Source organism: Streptococcus sp. CL6.35, assembly GCF_049737915.1.
In the GTDB taxonomy this organism is placed as follows: domain Bacteria; phylum Bacillota; class Bacilli; order Lactobacillales; family Streptococcaceae; genus Streptococcus.
The window spans coordinates 372,612-391,085 of the sequence record NZ_JBKOTU010000001.1; the positions used below are offsets into that span (position 1 = coordinate 372,612).

General features: G+C 39.7%; 14 protein-coding genes and 1 pseudogene. 1 reads left to right on the forward strand and 14 read right to left on the reverse strand.

From position 1 onward, the window contains the following. Nucleotides 1–30: 30 nt before the first annotated feature. From ezrA to ACLNCP_RS01925, 9 genes and pseudogenes are all read right to left on the reverse strand, one after another. Nucleotides 31–1,758, reverse strand: a complete 1,728-nt coding sequence (gene ezrA, locus ACLNCP_RS01885; protein ID WP_261053084.1) for a septation ring formation regulator EzrA — start codon at nt 1,756–1,758, stop codon at nt 31–33. Between the two features lie 81 nt (nt 1,759–1,839). After that, entirely contained in the window at nt 1,840–3,786 is a 1,947-nt protein-coding gene (gene gyrB, locus ACLNCP_RS01890) for a DNA topoisomerase (ATP-hydrolyzing) subunit B (RefSeq protein WP_061864016.1), read from the reverse strand. A 14-nt stretch (nt 3,787–3,800) separates the two neighbouring features. Further along, a complete protein-coding gene (locus ACLNCP_RS01895) occupies nt 3,801–4,364 on the reverse strand; it encodes an HAD family hydrolase (RefSeq protein ID WP_261015278.1) in 564 nt (187 codons plus the stop codon). 85 nt (nt 4,365–4,449) lie between these two features. Then, nucleotides 4,450–5,004, reverse strand: coding sequence for a DJ-1 family glyoxalase III (locus tag ACLNCP_RS01900; protein WP_261053085.1), 555 nt, complete (start codon nt 5,002–5,004; stop codon nt 4,450–4,452). Between the two features lie 10 nt (nt 5,005–5,014). Next, nucleotides 5,015–6,238 (reverse strand): FtsW/RodA/SpoVE family cell cycle protein, encoded by a 1,224-nt coding sequence (locus tag ACLNCP_RS01905; protein WP_261053087.1) that lies wholly within the window; start codon nt 6,236–6,238, stop codon nt 5,015–5,017. A 36-nt stretch (nt 6,239–6,274) separates the two neighbouring features. Next, a complete protein-coding gene (locus ACLNCP_RS01910; protein WP_424843952.1) occupies nt 6,275–8,725 on the reverse strand; it encodes a bifunctional DnaQ family exonuclease/ATP-dependent helicase in 2,451 nt (816 codons plus the stop codon). Nucleotides 8,726–8,924: 199 nt separating this feature from the next. After that, the gene (locus ACLNCP_RS01915; protein ID WP_424843953.1) at nt 8,925–9,854 is read right to left on the reverse strand and encodes a peptidase U32 family protein; all 930 of its coding nucleotides are present in this window, start codon (nt 9,852–9,854) and stop codon (nt 8,925–8,927) included. A gap of 127 nt (nt 9,855–9,981) precedes the next feature. Next, nucleotides 9,982–10,663 (reverse strand): annotated as a pseudogene (locus ACLNCP_RS01920) (ABC transporter ATP-binding protein). Between the two features lie 13 nt (nt 10,664–10,676). Then, the gene (locus tag ACLNCP_RS01925; RefSeq protein WP_261028845.1) at nt 10,677–11,732 is read right to left on the reverse strand and encodes an ABC transporter permease; all 1,056 of its coding nucleotides are present in this window, start codon (nt 11,730–11,732) and stop codon (nt 10,677–10,679) included. Between the two features lie 358 nt (nt 11,733–12,090). Between ACLNCP_RS01925 and ACLNCP_RS01930 the strand changes: the two genes are divergently transcribed. After that, the gene (locus tag ACLNCP_RS01930) at nt 12,091–12,378 is read left to right on the forward strand and encodes a DUF3270 domain-containing protein (RefSeq protein WP_153223472.1); all 288 of its coding nucleotides are present in this window, start codon (nt 12,091–12,093) and stop codon (nt 12,376–12,378) included. Nucleotides 12,379–12,411: 33 nt separating this feature from the next. On the opposite strand, the gene ciaH is transcribed toward ACLNCP_RS01930, so the two are convergent. From ciaH to ACLNCP_RS01955, 5 genes are all read right to left on the reverse strand, one after another. Then, nucleotides 12,412–13,746, reverse strand: a complete 1,335-nt coding sequence (gene ciaH / locus ACLNCP_RS01935; RefSeq protein ID WP_424843954.1) for a two-component system sensor histidine kinase CiaH — start codon at nt 13,744–13,746, stop codon at nt 12,412–12,414. Then, nucleotides 13,736–14,410 (reverse strand): two-component system response regulator CiaR, encoded by a 675-nt coding sequence (gene ciaR, locus ACLNCP_RS01940; protein ID WP_000590639.1) that lies wholly within the window; start codon nt 14,408–14,410, stop codon nt 13,736–13,738. Before ciaR ends, ciaH begins: the two co-directional genes overlap by 11 nt. Nucleotides 14,411–14,516: 106 nt before the next feature. Then, nucleotides 14,517–17,063, reverse strand: a complete 2,547-nt coding sequence (locus tag ACLNCP_RS01945) for a M1 family metallopeptidase (RefSeq protein WP_424843955.1) — start codon at nt 17,061–17,063, stop codon at nt 14,517–14,519. Between the two features lie 122 nt (nt 17,064–17,185). Next, a complete protein-coding gene (locus ACLNCP_RS01950; protein WP_424843956.1) occupies nt 17,186–17,626 on the reverse strand; it encodes an ASCH domain-containing protein in 441 nt (146 codons plus the stop codon). Next, a complete protein-coding gene (locus tag ACLNCP_RS01955; protein WP_424843957.1) occupies nt 17,595–18,470 on the reverse strand; it encodes a putative PEP-binding protein in 876 nt (291 codons plus the stop codon). The genes ACLNCP_RS01950 and ACLNCP_RS01955 overlap by 32 nt, the downstream gene beginning before the upstream one ends. Nucleotides 18,471–18,474 lie beyond the last annotated feature (4 nt).

Genomic DNA, 18,474 nt, shown 5'->3' on the forward strand with positions numbered 1-18,474 from the left:
TTCTCACAGAACCAAATCTTTTTTATTATGTTAGAAACGAATTGTCTCACGTGTTTTTTCATATGAAGTAACAAAACGGTTGGTTACACCAGGTTCTGCAACTTCCAAAGCTTGCGAAATCTTATCAAATGAAGCATGGTAATCAAATTCTTTTTCAAAAATTTCTAATGATTCATTAAAGGCTTCCTGAATTCGTTCATCAAATGAGCGGTAGCGGTTCGAATACTGTAGTAATTGTTCTGTCAATGTTGCATATTGAACAATATTATAGGTTTCTTCTTCAAGTGCTTCCATATCATTTGTTGTAATTTCAAGCATACGGTTCACAGCTTCGATATTGACCTGGGCTTCTTCTAGCTCAGCCATCAACTCTTCAGTATGATTACTTGCTGTAAAGAACAACTGTAAGAAATTCTGAGGAATACCTGGAAGATTGCGTTTTTCCATATATCTCTTAATTGTATGAAGACGATTGACATAAACATTTGCCTTCTGGCGAGCATTGATATCATCTTTTTCAATCTGAGCAAGGCGTTGACTAACCGCAACTTGTTCATCTTCAATTTCCTTCAAAGTCGCTTGTAAGTTTTCCAAACGATCTTCAAGGAATGAATAAGGTTCAGAATGTTCCTCTTGTTCAGAAGTTAATTCCAATACAGATTCTTCTAAAGATTCTAACTCAGCTTGTAATCTATGAACATGACTAATATCCGTTTCAGATAGTAGGTAATTGTTACTCAATCGTTGAATATCTTCCACTAAAACAGCATTACTATCTTTCATGTGTTTCAAATATGTAGGAAGGGTTGTAACTAAGCCTTCTACTACTTTTTGAGCAGCGATTTCTCGTGTAAAGATATCATAGAGTGCATTGATTTCTTCTTGAACTTGAGTATTTTCATACTCAGCATTATCCAACTCTAATTGTGCAATATTTTCGTGGTTTTTCTTCAAAGCTTCATAAAGCAATTGGAAGCGAGATTCAATATCCGTTTCAGCAAAATGATAGTTAGCATCTAAAAGCTTACGGTAACCATCCTCCAAATCTTCCAATTGATCAGGTAGCTCTTTAGATAATGTTTTTACAATCGCTGGCAGGCGGTCAACAATGTGACTCAAAGCCAAGATATGATTTTCAGCATTATCCAAAATCACAGCAGCTTCTACTGGGTCACCTGAAGTGTTCAAAGTAACAAACTGAGAAAACTCTGATTGAATATTTTCCAATTGTTTCTCAATTTCAGCTAAACCTTGGCCATATTCTTCAGAATGATCAGCCACTCGGTGTTGCAACTCTTCAAACAAGTCCAAGGTATGAAGAACACGTCCACTATTTTTAGACTCTTGTTTCTCCAAATCTGCCAAAGCATTGCGAATTGCCGCAATATCTTCTTCAATCAAGGTAATTTGACTCTCGATTTGGTCAATTTGATGACTGGCCTTGAAAAAACGGAATGAGTTGTTATAGCCTTCTGCCTCAAAAAGATTATTTTCGATATCAGCAAAAGAGTTAAGAGATAGGTCAACCCATTTTTGGTTCCACTCACGGAAAGTCACTTGACTTTGTCCAATCAAGTGCATATTTTTTACAGCTTCAACTTCATCGTTTACTGGAAGATTGTACAGCTCTTCTTTTTTCTCTTCTAAAATTGCTAATTTACTTTCATTGCGTTTTCGTACGTAGATTGCGATAGCATAGGCAATCACTAAGAAAACTGCAACTGCAATTGCAAGATAAATTACTAGTGTACCAGACATATTAAACTCCTTTTTTACTTGAAACAATCGTAATGATTATATCATATTTTTTAGACCAAGGGAACTACTTCTCCCGATTTTTTAGACATCAAGTGTACTATAGACGGCATTCTCTTCGATAAATTCACGGCGAGGCTCTACTCGATCCCCCATCAACATATCAAAGATTTTATCTGCCTCAGCTGCGTCATCCACAGAAACTCTAGCCATCAAGCGATGCTCGGGATCCATTGTTGTTTCCCATAACTGATGATCGTCCATTTCACCCAGACCTTTATACCTCTGAATAGTTGGTTTGGTACGACCTTCACTGTGGCGGGCTAAGGCTTCTTGGAGTTTAATTTCTTGGTCTGCTCCTGGCTGAATATATTCTTTAATCTCGCTTCCAACCTTGACACCATAGATTGGTGGTTGGGCGATATAAACATAACCAGCTTCTAGAATTGGTTTCATATAACGATAAATCAAGGTTAAAAGAAGGGTACGAATGTGGGCTCCATCGACATCGGCATCGGTCATCAAAACAAGTTTTTGGTAACGAGCTTTTGAAACATCAAATTCTGCACCAAATCCTGTTCCCATCGCTGTAAAAAGACTACGAATTTCTTCGTTAGCTAGAATCTTATCCATACTTGCCTTTTCAACGTTCAAAATCTTACCGCGGATTGGAAGAATTGCCTGAAATTCACGGTTACGACCAGATTTTGCTGATCCACCAGCTGAGTCTCCTTCGACGATGAAGAGTTCTGTTTCCGCAGGATTGTTAGAAGAACAGTCTGCTAGTTTTCCTGGAAGGTTGGAAATTTCCAAACCAGATTTTTTACGAGTGACTTCACGCGCACGCTTAGCAGCCACACGAGCCTTGGCAGCTAAAATCCCTTTTTCCACGATGCGCTTGGCAATCTGTGGATTTTCCATGAGGAAATCAGAGAAGGCATCACTGAAAAGACGATTGGTAATCTTGACTACTTCGCTGTTCCCCAGTTTGGTCTTGGTTTGTCCTTCAAACTGTGGATTTGGGTGTTTAACTGAGATAACAGCAGTTAATCCTTCACGAACATCTTCCCCTGTTAGGTTGTCTTCATTGTCTTTCAGTAACTTATTCTTACGAGCATAATCGTTGATAACACGAGTCAAGGCTGTACGGAAACCTTGTTCATGCGTTCCACCTTCATGGGTATGAATATTATTGGCGAAACTCATGACATTTTCATGGTAACCCGTTGTGTACTGCATGGCTACTTCAACTGTGATATCATCCATTTCACCATCTGTGTAAATTGGTGTATCAAAGATAACATCCTTGTTCTCGTTGATATATTCAACGTAGCTAGCAATCCCACCTTCATAGTGGTAATGCTTAGTTTGTTCTAGCCCCTCACGCTTATCTGTGATGGAGATTTGAAGACCGCGATTTAGAAAGGCCAACTCTTGAATCCGTTTATTTAATTTATCGAAATCAAAGGTTGTTGTTTCAGTGAAGATTTCTGGGTCCGGTGTGAAGTGAACTGTTGTTCCCGTTTTATCCGTATCTCCAACCACCTCAAGGTCTGCAACAACATGACCACGACGGTATTCTTGGTAATGAATCTTACCATTTTTGTGGACATGAACATCTAACTGAGTGGAAAGAGCATTAACTACTGAAGACCCCACTCCGTGAAGACCACCTGAGACCTTATATCCGCCACCGCCAAACTTTCCTCCAGCATGAAGGACAGTAAAGACAGTCTCAACGGCAGGTCGACCTGTTTTTTCCTGAATATCGACGGGGATACCACGCCCATCATCGACAACAGTAATCGAATCATCTGGCTCAATGAAGACTTGAATGTGGCTGGCAAATCCTGCCAAGGCCTCATCAATTGAGTTATCAACAATTTCCCAGACTAGATGGTGAAGACCTTCTTTTGAAGTTGACCCGATATACATCCCTGGACGCATACGAACAGCCTCTAAGCCCTCTAAAACTTGAATTTGACTGGCATCATAATCCTGTGCCTGCAGATTTTTGATTTCTTCTGTCATCTTTTTCCTTTTTCTTACATGTCTAATACTTGTCTTAAATTCACGATACTGGTAAACAAGTGGGTAGCTAGTCCTGCAGCTTGCCCGGCTTCGATATCAATCGGTCGATCACCAATTACAAGACCAGAGCTAATCTGATACTTTTCTCTTAAATAAATCATGGACTCAGGATCTGGTTTTCTCTTAAAGCCTGAGTTAGAAGTAACCACTTCTGTAAAATAAACTGCTATAGAGGTTTTTTCTAAAATTTCCAAGACTTGATCATTTCGGTGAGAGACCAAAAAATGACGGCCACCTTGATTTGAGATATCTTTCAATAAATCAGAAACTCCATCAAACAAAATCGGGTGTTCAAGCTCTCTGGCTTCATTTTTCTTATACTTTTCTAAAAAATTCTCTAAGTTGGGAGCGAATGTCTCAATCGCAAAATCAGTAGAAACCTTTAAAGCCTGATAGGCACTGTCATGGTCTTGTGTGATGCCATACAATGCCAATGTTTCAACAAATGCAGCTGTTGAAGTTTCGTAATTATCCAGTAAAGTTCCACCTAAATCCCAGATATAATCGTGATATTTCATACCCTTCATTATAGCATTTTTTTATGAAAAAAGCGATGATTTCCCTGAGTTTTCCACATAAAAAAACGAGAGTTTGACTCCCGTTTTACTGATTTTTACCAAAGACATCTCGATAGAGCATTCCTGTTCGTAAACTCTCTGCGTCTCCTCCTAGTTGCTCCACTAACTCGTAGGCAAAGGCAAGGGCTGTTGATGGACCTCGACTGGTTATCAAATGACCATCTACCACTACTGTTTCCTTTACATATTGACCATCAAAGATTTGCTCTTGAACGCCATCATAGCAAGTGTACTGCTTGTTTTTCAATAGCCCTGCTTGATTGAGGGCAATTGGCGCAGCACAAATGGCTGCTAGTTTTTTTCCTTCTTGCTCGAAGCTTTGCAACTCTTGAATCAAGGCCTGATTATCGCGCAAATGTGCAGAACCAGGCATGCCGCCAGGAAGAACAACCATATCATAGTCTGATAAATCACCATCAAAAACACGATCTGCTCTTACTTGGATTGCATGCGAACCTGTCACTTGCTCTTCAAAACCAACCATATCACAAGTAATATTTGCCCGACGCAAAACATCCACAACTGTCAAAGCTTCAATTTCTTCAAAGCCCTGAGCCAACATAACTGCTACTTTAACCATTATTTTCTCCTTATTTGATTTGTTTTAATACAACCTTTTTCCGCTTGAATCGGACTTTTCCACTCTTTTCTTCAGCTAGGTTTGTCTGGTAACTCATCGATAAAAGCAAGCCAACACCAATCAAGTTACTGATAATAGCCGATCCTCCTTGCGAAATAAAAGGTAAGGGAATCCCAGTCAATGGAAGCAAACCTGTCACGGCACCGATATTCTCAAAGATATGGAAGAGCAACATCATAATCAAACCTGTGGAAATATAGGTGTAGAACTGGTTATTTGATCTAAGAGTAATCTTTAACATACGGTAAATCAGCATGAGATAAAGGGCGATAACAAGGACAGAGCCAATAAAGCCAAAATCTTCTGCAATGACCGTGAAAATCATATCCGACTCTCTAACTGGAATAAGCAGATTAGAAGCATTAAATCCTTGACCAAACAAGCCTCCACTACCAATCGCAATCTGTCCTTGAGCCTGTTGGTAAGTGGTTGTTTGAGCAAAGTCAAAAGGATTGAGCCAAGCCAAGATACGATTGATTTGGTAGGTCGGCATTCCCAGTTGATGGAGAAAAGCCCGGCCATCCTTGCTGATAAAAATAGCTAAGAAACCAGCAATTCCTGTTACAGCAGTCACAAATACTGGGATAATAATTTTCCAAGAAACTCCTGATAGCAAGACGATTCCTGAGAAAATGGCTACAAAAACCAAAGCTGTCCCTAAGTCACTTTGAAGTGCCAAAAGAACTAGGACTGGAATAGTAAAGAGAATCATCCAGAAAATCAACAAGAAGTCCAGCGGAACTGTACGTCTCCATTCCTTATGTTTTTTTGTAAACTGGACAATCACACGAGCCAACATGAGGATATAGGATATCTTCATAAATTCTGACGGCTGGAACAAGGTAACACCATTTACCGATACCCAGTTTTTGGCACCTGTTGATGCAACTAAGCTTGGATTATAAAAGACGATAGGTAAAACCATAAGTCCCAAGCCTAAAATATATAGAAAAGGGGTCACCTTCCAAAGAAATTCTGTATTAAAAAGCATGACCACAAAACCAATCACAAGCCCCAAGGCGATCCAGGCGACCTGCTGCCCTAAAATGGGCAAAATATTGTTTGGATAATCATGACTAACGGCTATATAAATAGCCACCACGCCAATAACCAGTAGAAAAAACACTGGCAAGAGCAAACTATAATCGACTCTAGAGTCGAGAGAACGTTTCATATACACTAACCTTATACTTTCATACAATACTATTTATCAAAGTTCATTTAAAAATTTATCAACAGCCTCATCAACTTCGGATCGAGAGACGGTTTTAACGGTCGCTTCTTTTGCTAGAGAAGTCACAATTTGTTTGCCATATCGCTTTCCGACAATTCTCCTATCCAAAATAAGAGTTAAGGAACGTTGGTGTTCGCGTCTCATACTTCTTCCCAAAGCCTGCTTTAAACGAATAATGGCCATTGGTAACTGATAATCATAAAAGGCATTTTCCCCTTCTTGATTCAGTTCCTGATTGATCTTTTTCGTCAAGGGTTCTTGAGGATTTTGGAAAGGAAGTCTTGGTACAACTTGAATCACAAAAGGATGACTTGAAAAATCAACTCCCTCCCAGAAACTTGCTGCACCAAGCAGGATTTCTTGTTCTCCTTTTTCAAAGCGTTTCTTCAGTTGATGAACATCCCCATTTTTATACTGGGCCAGATGGCTAACTGGAAGTAAATCCGATACTGCTAGAAGCATGTCTTTAGCAGTAAAGAGAACTAAAATCGGTTGTTGGAAAGCTTGAATTTCCATCAGCAAATCAGCTACCTCTTTGGCGTAGACTTCTAAGGAGGTTTCTGTCACCAGGGGAAAATCTTTGACCAAGACCACTTCTTGATCCCGTTTTTTATGAGCTTCAACCTTGACAAATTTAGCTTCAGGATAACCCAAAAGGTCTGCCAAAGAAACTCTTTGACTAATCTCAAGAGTGGCCGACACTCCCAAGACTTGACATGAATCAGGCACTAAGGAAGATAGAAGAATACGGCCTGATTTCGTAGAAGAAATCTGAATTTTCTTTTGACTCGTTTCAGTTGCTTCAAGCCAGTAATCTCGGTCAGCTGTAAAATAGCGAACCAACCCCTCAAAGCCTTCTACTTCTAATTCTGAAAAATACTGGTGGAGATTGGCAAGAGAATCTAAGATATTTTTCCTAGATTTTCCAGGCTGAAATTGTTCTATCAAGTAGAAGCACTCAAAGCGAATACTTTCTAATATTCGTTGCTGGACCTTATTTTGCTCGTCCAGTAAAGCCTTATCAAGCAATTCGATAATAGACTGGATATCGTAAGTCTCTTGAAGCAGATTTTCTAGAGCCAACAAGATCTTTTGAACTTCATCAATAATCAATAGACGGTCGCTGACAAATTCAGGATTATCTTCAAGTCTGGTTACAAGATAGGCATGATTGGTCACTAAAAGCTTGCAGGTTTGTGCCTTTTCTTGACTACGTTTCCAAAAATCTTCCGTCACAAATAAGCTCTGAGATGATAAATTCCCGTCATGACGAAGATCTGTCAGAAAATGTTGGTAACGGTAGAGTTGGCCAATTTCATCCAAATCCCCTGTCTCTGTCTCAGTCAGCCAGACCAAGAGTTGCATTTTAAAGCGTCTAAATAAGCGATTTTCATCATTTTCCTGTAAGGAACGATAAAAAGCATCCAACTTCAGATAATTGTGTGGTCCCTTTAAACTATGAATATCTATATGGAACACTTCCTTGAGACGTTTACCTTCTTCTTCCATGATCTGATTTTGAAGAATCTTTGTCGGAACACTAAGAACAATTTGATGCTCTTTGGCTAGAGATAAAGCGGGTAAGAGATAGCCATAGGTTTTCCCAATCCCTGTCGGCGCTTGAATCAGAGAGACAGGCTCATCTTTCAATAGCAAGCCAACCTCTTTAGCAAAATTTTCTTGATCCTCCCTCACTTCAAGGTTCAACAGAGAAATATTCTTAGAAAAACCTTGAGATAGTTTTCGTGGCTCCAGGGGAGCTCCAGTTTTCTTGAAATACAGTCCTTGAACTTCGACCAAGTCTGGAGAACTCAGGACAGATTGGCTGCGATAAATTTCTTCAATAACCAGGTAGGACTCATACAAGAGGGCGTCAGCCATTTCCAGTAAACGTTCCAAGAGTCCTTTAGGAAGTTGGGCCATCTTTTTCCGTAGAAATAAGAGTAATTCCGCAGTAGCTTGGGCATCTGAAAGGGCTGTGTGAGCGTGTTTAAGAGGAATTCCTAATTCTCGACACAATATCGGCAAGCTATATTTTTCCAGTTCAGGGAAAAAGACCTGAGCCAATTCGACCGTGTCAACACGAGGATTTTTTAGTTCATAGCCCTCAAAAAATAAATTTTCCGCCAAGAGATTAGCATCAAACTGAACATTATGGGCTACAAAAATCCCATCCTCCACCAAGTCAAAGATTTTTCTGGCAACTTGAGAAAAATCAGGTGCTTGCGCCAGACGTTGGTCTGTCAATCCTGTCAGTTCTTTGATATGAGCATCCAAGGGTTCATGTGGATTGACATCCGTCGTATAGTGATCGACGATTTTTCCGTCCTCAATCACGACAATTCCCACTTGGATAATTTTAGCCTTACTACCTGTGCTAGTTGCCTCTAAATCAACCACAACATAGCGATTACCAATCGTTTTCATTATAAAAAATTATACCAAAAAAAGGGCCATTTGGCACCTGCAAACATGGGATAATTTTCAAACTCAAGAAGGTTACTTGTATTAAAAATCCCAGCAAACAGAGCATCCTAGCCTATTAATTCTTTGAAAATATTGGAGAATAAGAAAAAATTGAGAGAAGAACTGTTTGCATCTTCCCTCTCTCAACGAATCATTTACTTTATTTAACCATATCAGGATCGTAATCATAGAATCCTGTATCAAGGAAACGGTTTTTAGGGTGTAACTTGCGTACTTCCTCATCCAGCAAGAAAGCTTGGTCATGGCTAAAGTTGCCCTCTTGGATCAAGCTACGCGCTTGGATAAAGAGTTTTGCAATCTCAATAAAGTTCTGACCTGGAGTGTAGAGCCCTTCTAGTTTCCAGTGAGTGAAACCATGCTCCACCAATTCTGTCAATTTGGTCATCAAATCAAGGTCATTGTTGGCAAAAATGTGGGTACCATGATTATCTTCAAAAATGGAATAATGGCTCTCAGGGTCACTTGGCTCTGCCAAGAAAAGGTCACGCTTGCGAGTCTTTTCATCATCGATATGCGTGAAGTTATAGTAGTTTTGCAAGAGCGGACGCTTAGAATGATGGATGACACTAGCTCCGTAAACCAAAACTTCAGCAGGAATTTCCAAAATCTCTGGCATTTTGAAAAGTTCAGCTGATGGAATTTCACGCGCCAAAACAGCCTCAGATGCGCCAGCCTTTTGTCCCCAGAAGTTGATCTGACGACTGCTTGTCACCATGGTTGAGGCATCGTAGATAGTCTTAAAGGAATAACCATCGCGGTTGACTACGTAAAAGACACCTGCATCCCCAATCGTAATGTAGTCTGTCTTAATTTCTTCCAAAAAGTCTAAGAAAGGCTTGATACGATCCATCATATCTTGGTGCATGAGTGCATTGACTGCAACGATCAATTCCTTACCTGCTTCATGAACCAACTTAGCAATTTCACGCAATTGGTCATGACTAAAGGTTGTTGGCAGACGAAGGCCAAAATCTTTCTCACCGACATAGATACGATCTACGCCAGCTTCGAGCAGTTGTTTAACTTGTTCAATACTTTCAGCAGTTGCTGTAATGATAATCTTTTCCATAAGAAAAATTATACCATATTTCTCAAAAATCAGCTATGAATACTAGGAATTTTCTAAAAAGGCAAAGTCATTTTTTAAGGTTTGCAATCAAAAAGTGAACGGTAGCCAGCACCGTCCACTCTATTTATTATTTATATGTTTCTTCAACTAGGTGTCCATCGTTCATCACATAAACACGGTCCACCTTATCTAGAAGACGAGTATCGTGCGTAATCATGACAACTCCTCTACCTTGTTCGTGGGCAATGGCAGCCAACATTTCCGTTACTTGGTAGGCACGCTGGGTATCTAAACTTGCTGTTGGCTCATCTGCAAGCACGATACTTGGATTGTTATAAAGCGCTCTAGCAATTGCGGCCCGTTGACGTTCGCCACCTGATAAAGCCTTGGGATACTGATCTTGTACCTTTTCCAAATCCAACAAGTCAAGTAACTCTTTTCGATCACTTTTACTATTTTTTCCCTTATCTAGTCTGTCAATCAAATCCAGCTGTTCCTTGACCGTTAGAAATGGAATTAAGTTTGAAGCCTGAAGAATAAAGCCAAACTCTCTAAAACGGAGGTCTGTTTTCTCCTTTTCCGTCAAACTGCCTGTTTCCTTCCCCTTAACTAAAATTTTTTCCACTCGATGCTTCCTGAAGTTGTCCTAGAGTCGTTAGAAAAGTCGTCTTTCCAGAACCTGAAGGCCCAACGATAGCCACGAACTCTCCCGTATTTAGCTGAAAATTCGTCTCATGCAGAGCTACGACTTTCATCTTTCCTTCCCCGTACGTTTTTGTCACTTGAGTCATTTCAATCAATGCTGTCATACTATTCTCCTTATCATTCTGCAATAGCAGTAATCGGGTCCACCTTTAGCAAGCGTGGAAGTGAAATGACACCACCTAGCATGGCCATCAAACAAATCACCAAGCTTAGGACAGAATAGGCTAACCAACTTGGGTAGAAAAAGAAGGTAGCTGGCAAGACTAAAATCACTCCTCCAATAGCAAGCAAGGCTAAAGCGATCCCCATACCAGCTAGGAGGAAGATTTGACAGAAAAGAGACCATACAATGGTTTTGATCTGTATTCCCTGAGCCCGCATTATTCCATAAAGTCCTAGTTTTTGGATGGTAATGATATAAACAAATATACCCACAATCAAGCCTGTGATGACAATCATAGCAATAATCATCCCTGAAAATACATTAACCTGAGGTGTGTAACCAGGAATTTTCGATATCATTTTTGGAATAGAAATCTGTTTCAATCCATCGCCAGCCAATTCTATATCATTTTTCAATACCAAGGCAGAGATCGATTTATTAGATTTTAAAGTTCCTTGTAAGGTCCAATAAGTTGTCAAACTCGTAAACACAACAGGCTCAGTAAAAAATTTATTTCCTTGAGTCAGCCCTACAATCTTGTAACTTACTTCGCTTCCATTGAGCTGAATGGCATCACCTAGCTTGATTCCATAATTCTCAAAGGACTGATCAACGACCACTTCGTCATCCCCTTCAGGATAACGGCCCTTCGTCAAACTAGGAGAGATAAATTCGTCCCATTCTTGAGCAAAGATGGAAACATTGACCTTTTCGCTATCATCGACTAGATTTGTCACAGCAAACATATAGCCCAGTGGAGCTGCCTCTTTAGAACTCTTATCCTTATAGTCCTTTTCAGGAATAAAAGATGCCGTCAAATTATCATTTGCGTAGTCAGATAAAACCACACCCGTCGCTTGCCAATTATCAATAGCGGCTCGATTGTTTCGCACAAGACCAAGAGCTAAGCTGGTCATAAAAAAGACCATGAAAGCGATAAGAAAAATGGTAGTTAAAATCAAACTATATCGAAGTTTGTTTTGTAATATTTCTTTGATAGCAAGATACATGCTTATCTCCTTTAACTTTTCAAGAGGTATCGATTAGACACCCCACTACTATAAAAATAGGAGACAGAAAATCTGTCTCTGTATTCAAAACAAATCTCACTAATCAAATTAAATAAAATCAAGAAAATAAGGAAAGAAATTTTCGTAAAAAAGAATCAATTGGTAGCTCTATTTTCTTAGGAATATAATCAATTATGAATATTAATAAGTATTGAGTGTCTATCCATCCTATCATTTTCACATTATGGTGTCAAGAAAAGTGATTTTGAAAAGGGACTTTATTCTTATTGTAATCTTTCTGTAATAATTCTCTGCTGAAAAAATGATAAAATAGGTATGTATTATTAAGGAGAGAATAATGCCCGTAAGAAAATTACAGTCCTATGAGGTAGACTATCAAGAAGAATTAAACCAACAGGTTCCTCGATATCAAGATTATACACCTGAAGCGCAATCTGATGCCAATCTCAAGGAAATCCTATTTTTTGTTAATATCGCTGTTTTTTGTATCTGTATTGCTATCTTTAGTTTTATCTTTTTAGCATTAAAATTATCAACTGCTCTTGCATTTGCTGCAGCAATCGGATCCAGTTTACTTGTTTTAAAAGTTCAAAGGTCTATTATCAAACGAAAACGTAGAAGATAAATCCAAAATATCGCCCCATCTGGAGCGATATTTTTATTTTTTCTTTTTAGATGGTGTGTGGATGGCAATTTTCACTTCAAAGATTGTTCCCTTTGGTTTATTATCTTTGACAGTAATGGTTCCTTTTAGGGCATCTACAATTTGCTTAGCTAGGGATAATCCTAAACCAAAACCACCTTTTTGACGGGTTCTAGCTTTATCCACTCGATAAAAACGATCAAAAATTTTCTTCTTATCTTCTGCTGAAATACCGACTCCATTATCGGAAACTAGCAAATACAGATTACGATCAGTCGCTGAAATCATAAAATCAATTTCACCATCCTCCTCAGTATATTTGATAGCATTATCAAACAGGATGGTCATCAATTGTTTCAAGAGAAGCTGATCTGTGACAATCGTTCGATGGATGCGATTTTCAAAACGGAAGACACGGTCATTTTCCGAAGCAATCATCTCATAGTTTGTGAAAGTCGTATTGAAAAAACTAGTTGGAACTTCTGCAAGTTCTGGCTTAATTCCATCATCTCGTCGAGCTAAGTTCAGCAAGTTTGTCGTCAAAAACCGCATATTTCGGACTTCTTCCAAACTCGATGCAATGCTTTCACTCACATCCATAATGGTAGCTTCTGGCTTACGGAAAAGGGTCTCTAAACGATTTTGCAAAACAGCAAGTGGAGTTCGTAACTCATGACTGGCATTTTCCACAAAGGACTGCTGCTTCTGCATGCTCTCAAGCAGAGGACGAACACTGACTCTAGCTAGATAGAGACTGGCAAGCAAAGACAAAATCCAGAAACTAGCCATCACGACCACAATCAATTGCTCGTGCTTTTGACTGGCTTGCTCCAACTGACTGGTATTAATCAAGACAGCTGCATACTTGATATTGGTTGAAACCGAACTGATATTCGTTTCCATCAAAATCATGCGATAGATTTCTTCTTGTCCATAGCTATTAAAAACCTGAATCTGATAGATATGGCCTAGCTCTTTCTTCTCTAACTTAATCTTATCCAAGCCCAAAAATCGATTTCCAGAAAGGAGCTGGGTAAAATTCTTATCAAAAAGAATAACCTCCGTATTGGAACTGACATTGGGTTTTATCTCAGTCTTGCTAGCATCTGTAGCGGCATTCTCTAAATCTTTAATCTCTTCTGTTGCCCTATTTACCGCAAGCTGAATAACTGCCTGAGGATTCTTACTCAAGCCATGAAGCGTATCATCCACCGAAGTATAAAGACTCGAATGCATGACCTGCAAAATAATCAGAGTCATGGTAGAGAAAATCAGGGTAAAGACACCGAAGTTGCGGATAAAGTAACTAAAGTCATCTGCATACCATGTTTTTTTTAGTTTACTGAACATCTTTTAAAATATACCCAACACTACGCAAGGTTTGCAAATTCTCTGCAAAAGTGGTTCCTTTTAATTTCTTACGGACTTTTGAAACATAGACTTCAACAACCGAAATCGTTGTATCACTATCAAATCCCCATAGACGATCAAAAATCTGAGTCTTCGGCAAAATAACATTTTGATTTTGAAGGAAATAAACTAGTAAATCAAACTCTTTCCCCAGCAATTCGACAGGAGTATCTTCGACTTTAACGGTATTTGTAGACAGATTAACCACAATATTTCCATAAGTCAAGGTGTTTTCATTAAACTTACCTGAACGTTTAAGAAGAGCCTGAATCCGCATTTTGAGTTCTTCTAGGTAGAAAGGTTTGGTCAGATAATCATCTGCTCCCAATTCAAATCCATGTCCCTTGTCATCCAAACTTTCCTTGGCAGTCATGATCAGAACTGGAGTCGTAATTCCCTTTTCACGCAATTCTTTCAAGACTTGGAAACCATTTTTTTCTGGCAACATCAAATCCAGCAAAATCAAGTCATAGACACCACTCTCAGCTTCGTAGAGACCTTCTTCTCCATCAAATACCTGCATGACATCCGCAAAATCGTCTAAGAAGTCAAATACTGAATTTGACAGGCCTAGGTCATCCTCAACTAATAAGATTTTTATCATGAGAAACTCCTCCTTATTAAAACCATTATACCAAATTTGCCTTAAAAAAAACTCAACTCTCTGCATTTTACATGAGATAGCTGAGTTTTCTTTTATTTAGTCTTGATTAGTTAGTTCCGTATTGAAGAACAACTGCTTCCACTGCAGCTTTTTCACGGTTAATCAAGTCAACACGCGCTGCAATTTCTTTGATTCCCATACCGATGTTACGGCTAAGAGCAAGGTCAGAAAGTTGCGGTTCAAAGAATTCCTTGTACTCTGCCAAGCGTTTCTGAGTCTTAAATACGTGTGCAGGAAGGATAACAAAGCTATCAAAGCTCATATCTCCTCCAAGGGCTGCCTTAATCCAAGCCCAGTTTTCACGCGCCCAAGACCAAGCTGTTTCCTGAGTTGCTTGGTGAGCTAGGAATTGGTAATACCAAGCAGACAAGTCCTGTGGTTTCACCACAAATTTGTCCTTCCAAGCAGCAATCAAAGTTTGGATATTGTCCGCATCTTTACTATAGGCAAGAGCAGCTGCCAACTGACGTTTAAAGACAGCATCTGTTGCATGAGTATAAGTATCAAGATAAAGTGCTAACAAGTCTTTAGTCTCATGATGTTTCATCTCATTGATCAGAACTTGTGAGCGAATAGCTGCTGGAAGTCCTGCAAGATTCTCCTTGTGAGCCGCGAAGATTTGGCTAGCGACTTGACTAGCTTCTGCATCATTTGAGCGAATCATCATAGAAACAGCCAACTGACGAACCAATTCATCCTCATCTGATTCTCCGTCTTTAGCTTCAAAACCAAGACGGTTATAGTTGTGACGAGCCAATTTAGCAACCAAGGCTTTGAAGGCTCTTTCAGCTTCTGTTCCTTCATCGATAAAGCGCTCAAGGGCAGAAATTACTTGAGAGACAGCTGAAACGACAAGGTAAGATTCTTCTTTAGCAAGTTTATCAAGGACTGGAAGCAAGTCTGCATAAGAAATGTGCCCTGCTTCAGCAAGCAAGCGACGTTCTTGGACGATTTGCAGTTTACTTGTATTATCAAGCTCAACTAGGTCAGCAAGAATAGCATCTAGCAAGTCTCCTTGATAGTCTGTAATGTAGTGAGCTGTATTTTCAGTGTTGAGACGAAGAGCTCCATCATTTTCAGCAAGAAGGGCTGCGTAGCCAGGGATTTCGATGCTTTCAGTTTCGAGTGTATCAGGCAAACCTTTCCAGTTGCTGTTTAGTGGCACAACCCAGAGACGGTTCTTGTCTTCGTGCTCGCCGATGAAGAATTGTTTTTGTGAAATCTTCAAGACATCATGTTCAACTTTGACAGTGAGAACTGGGTAACCAGGTTGTTCCAACCAAGAATCCATAAAGGCTGCGACATCACGTCCAGACGCTTGACCAAGGGCATCCCAAAGATCACGACCAATTGTATTGCTGTACTGATGTTTTTCAAAGTAGGCATGCAAACCTTTGGCAAAATCGGCATCACCCAGCCAACGACGAAGCATGTGCATGAGGCGACTTCCTTTGGCATAGACGATAGCTCCGTCAAAGAGTGTATTGATTTCATCTGGGTGTTTGACTTCGACGTGAACTGACTGAACTCCATCAGTCGCATCGCGTTCAAGAGCGTGAGGCACTCCACCTGTTTGGAAATCTTCAAAAATATTCCAGCTTGGCTCAATGGCATCCACACAGACATATTCCATCATGTTAGCAAAGCTTTCATTGAGCCAAAGGTCATCCCACCATTTCATAGTAACGAGATTGCCAAACCATTGGTGAGCCAATTCATGTGCCACAACAAGGGCAACTTGTTGGCGACTAGCAAAAGTTGAGTTCTCATCTACAACCAAGCAAACTTCACGGTAGGTCACAAGACCCCAGTTTTCCATAGCACCTGCTGAGAAGTCAGGAAGGGCGATATGGAGAGATTGAGGGATTGGGTATTTGACTCCGTAGTAATCTTCGTAAAACTCGATGGAGCGAACGGCGATGTCCAGTGAGAAATCAAGGTTAGATAATGGGTGAGCTTTGGTTGAGTAGACACCTACAAGGGTACCGTTTTTAGTTTTAGCCGTCACACCTTGCAAATCACCCGCAACAAAGGCTAACAAGTAAGAAGACATGCGAGGTGTTGTTTCAAACTTCCAGATACCTGTTTCCTTGCGGTTTTCCACATCAATCTCAGGCATGTTAGACAAGGCCACTTCACCTTCTGCTTGGTCAAAACGTAGAGAGAGATCAAAAGTTGCCTTGGCTTCAGGCTCATCCACACATGGGAAGGCTTCGCGCGCAAAATGGCTCTCAAATTGAGTAGACAATACTTCCTTCTTCACTCCATCAACTGTGTAATAAGAAGGGTAAATTCCTGTCATGTTATCTGTAATTTTTCCTGAGAAAGCGATAACCACTTCAACTTGACCTGCTTCCGCAAGTTCAATATGAAGGGCTTCATTGTCATGATCGACTGTGAATGGGCGAGCTTGATCTGAAATTTCTACAGAAGCGATTTCCAAGTCTTTTTGATGAAGGGAAATGCGGTCACTCTGTGCTTGACCACTAATAGTCACCTTCCCTGAAAAAGTCTTGGTCTCACGACTCAATTCTAAAAATAAATCATAATGTTCAGGAACAAATTGCTTAATAAAATGTTCAACTGCTTGCATAGTTTTCTCCTATTCTAAGTTTAAGAGCTAGAGCTCTTCTTCAAACAAACTTATTATATCATGTTTTGCTTAAGAAAAAAGGATTGGGCGGCGATTTCCAAAACTTTCTTCCTTCTAATAGTCTACAGTGGGTAGACCTTGCGAAATTCTTCTAAAACAACCTTGCTTTCAGGTGTAAAAGTCAGTCCTGCTTCTCTCAGCCACTCGGCGAAACAATCCTCATGAACCTGACGCCAATAGGCTAGGGATTTGTCACCTTCCCCTTCCTTAAAGGCATGTTGAGCAGAAACTTGATTGAAGGGCTGGACAGAAACCTTTGTAATTTTGACAATACAGACAGCCTGATTTTGACTGTCTAAAATGACATCAAATCTCCCTTCTTGAGGAAGAGATTCACCTTCTAGTGCGTAGAGGTCGTAAGCTGATGCAGTTGCCATCTTTTCACCTTTTAAAACCAAATCTGCCAAGAGATCGGCTTCCACTCCAAAAGCCCAAGCATCGATTTCATCTCCTATAGAGGGGGTAATTTTCTTATATGCATTCCACATTTCTTGCGGTGTCATGGGTGCTCCTTTGTAATTTTTTACTTTCTTCTTTTATGTGTTTAAGATGATCTGGATGGTCAATCTCTAAATTAAAAATCTCTGGAATAGAACTATAGTGGATAATGCACTTGATACCCAACTGATTCATTTTTTGTATGAAAGAATCATTCATATAACCTGCTACAGCAAAGTCAATCTTTTTCATCCTTGCTTTATCCTGCATATCTCTTAGCATATCTAACATAATTGGACTTTCCATATCATGCCATTGACTGTTTCTCACAGTGGCAAAAACAAAAGAAGTCAAATCATTCATTCCAACTACAATCTTTGAAATACCCGTTTCCAGTATGCTGTCTAAGTCAAAATACGCTGATGGTAATTCAATCATCGTGCCGACTTTCCCAGTAAAACCATACTGACGCAACACTGTAATAGCTTGTTTTAACTGGTTGGCATCATTGACAAAAGGAAAAATAAGAGACAGATTGGGATTGGTTTGATAAACTTCTGTAACGACATGTGCTTCAGCCTGAAATTCATCCGGACACGCCAGTAAACGCCTAGTTCCTCTATATCCAAATAAGGGATGATTTTCATCAAAATACTCTTTAGTCCCCTTTAGACAATTAGCTTCTGTATTCGTTAATTCAGAAAAACGATACCAAACTTCTTCATCTGAGTACAGGGAGCAGATAGTCTCTAGATAATCTTTTACAAATTGCTGACAACTTGCTAATATGATGTTTTGATTAAGCTCTCTCAACAAATATTCCCCACGAATCATGCCAACATGATGAAATAGTTGTGGGTAAACTTTTTCATCAAGTTTTTCGCCACTAAGAGCAAGTTGGTTTTTCATGTCC

What these genes read in the sequence shown, in the direction of transcription:
- ezrA (WP_261053084.1), bottom strand. Translation starts at nt 1,758, where the DNA reads ATGTCTGGTACACTAGTAATTTATCTTGCAATTGCAGTTGCAGTTTTC.
- gyrB (WP_061864016.1), bottom strand. Translation starts at nt 3,786, where the DNA reads ATGACAGAAGAAATCAAAAATCTGCAGGCACAGGATTATGATGCCAGT.
- ACLNCP_RS01895 (WP_261015278.1), bottom strand. Translation starts at nt 4,364, where the DNA reads ATGAAATATCACGATTATATCTGGGATTTAGGTGGAACTTTACTGGAT.
- ACLNCP_RS01900 (WP_261053085.1), bottom strand. Translation starts at nt 5,004, where the DNA reads ATGGTTAAAGTAGCAGTTATGTTGGCTCAGGGCTTTGAAGAAATTGAA.
- ACLNCP_RS01905 (WP_261053087.1), bottom strand. Translation starts at nt 6,238, where the DNA reads ATGAAACGTTCTCTCGACTCTAGAGTCGATTATAGTTTGCTCTTGCCA.
- ACLNCP_RS01910 (WP_424843952.1), bottom strand. Translation starts at nt 8,725, where the DNA reads ATGAAAACGATTGGTAATCGCTATGTTGTGGTTGATTTAGAGGCAACT.
- ACLNCP_RS01915 (WP_424843953.1), bottom strand. Translation starts at nt 9,854, where the DNA reads ATGGAAAAGATTATCATTACAGCAACTGCTGAAAGTATTGAACAAGTT.
- ACLNCP_RS01925 (WP_261028845.1), bottom strand. Translation starts at nt 11,732, where the DNA reads ATGTATCTTGCTATCAAAGAAATATTACAAAACAAACTTCGATATAGT.
- ACLNCP_RS01930 (WP_153223472.1), top strand. Translation starts at nt 12,091, where the DNA reads ATGCCCGTAAGAAAATTACAGTCCTATGAGGTAGACTATCAAGAAGAA.
- ciaH (WP_424843954.1), bottom strand. Translation starts at nt 13,746, where the DNA reads ATGTTCAGTAAACTAAAAAAAACATGGTATGCAGATGACTTTAGTTAC.
- ciaR (WP_000590639.1), bottom strand. Translation starts at nt 14,410, where the DNA reads ATGATAAAAATCTTATTAGTTGAGGATGACCTAGGCCTGTCAAATTCA.
- ACLNCP_RS01945 (WP_424843955.1), bottom strand. Translation starts at nt 17,063, where the DNA reads ATGCAAGCAGTTGAACATTTTATTAAGCAATTTGTTCCTGAACATTAT.
- ACLNCP_RS01950 (WP_424843956.1), bottom strand. Translation starts at nt 17,626, where the DNA reads ATGACACCGCAAGAAATGTGGAATGCATATAAGAAAATTACCCCCTCT.
- ACLNCP_RS01955 (WP_424843957.1), bottom strand. Translation starts at nt 18,470, where the DNA reads ATGAAAAACCAACTTGCTCTTAGTGGCGAAAAACTTGATGAAAAAGTT.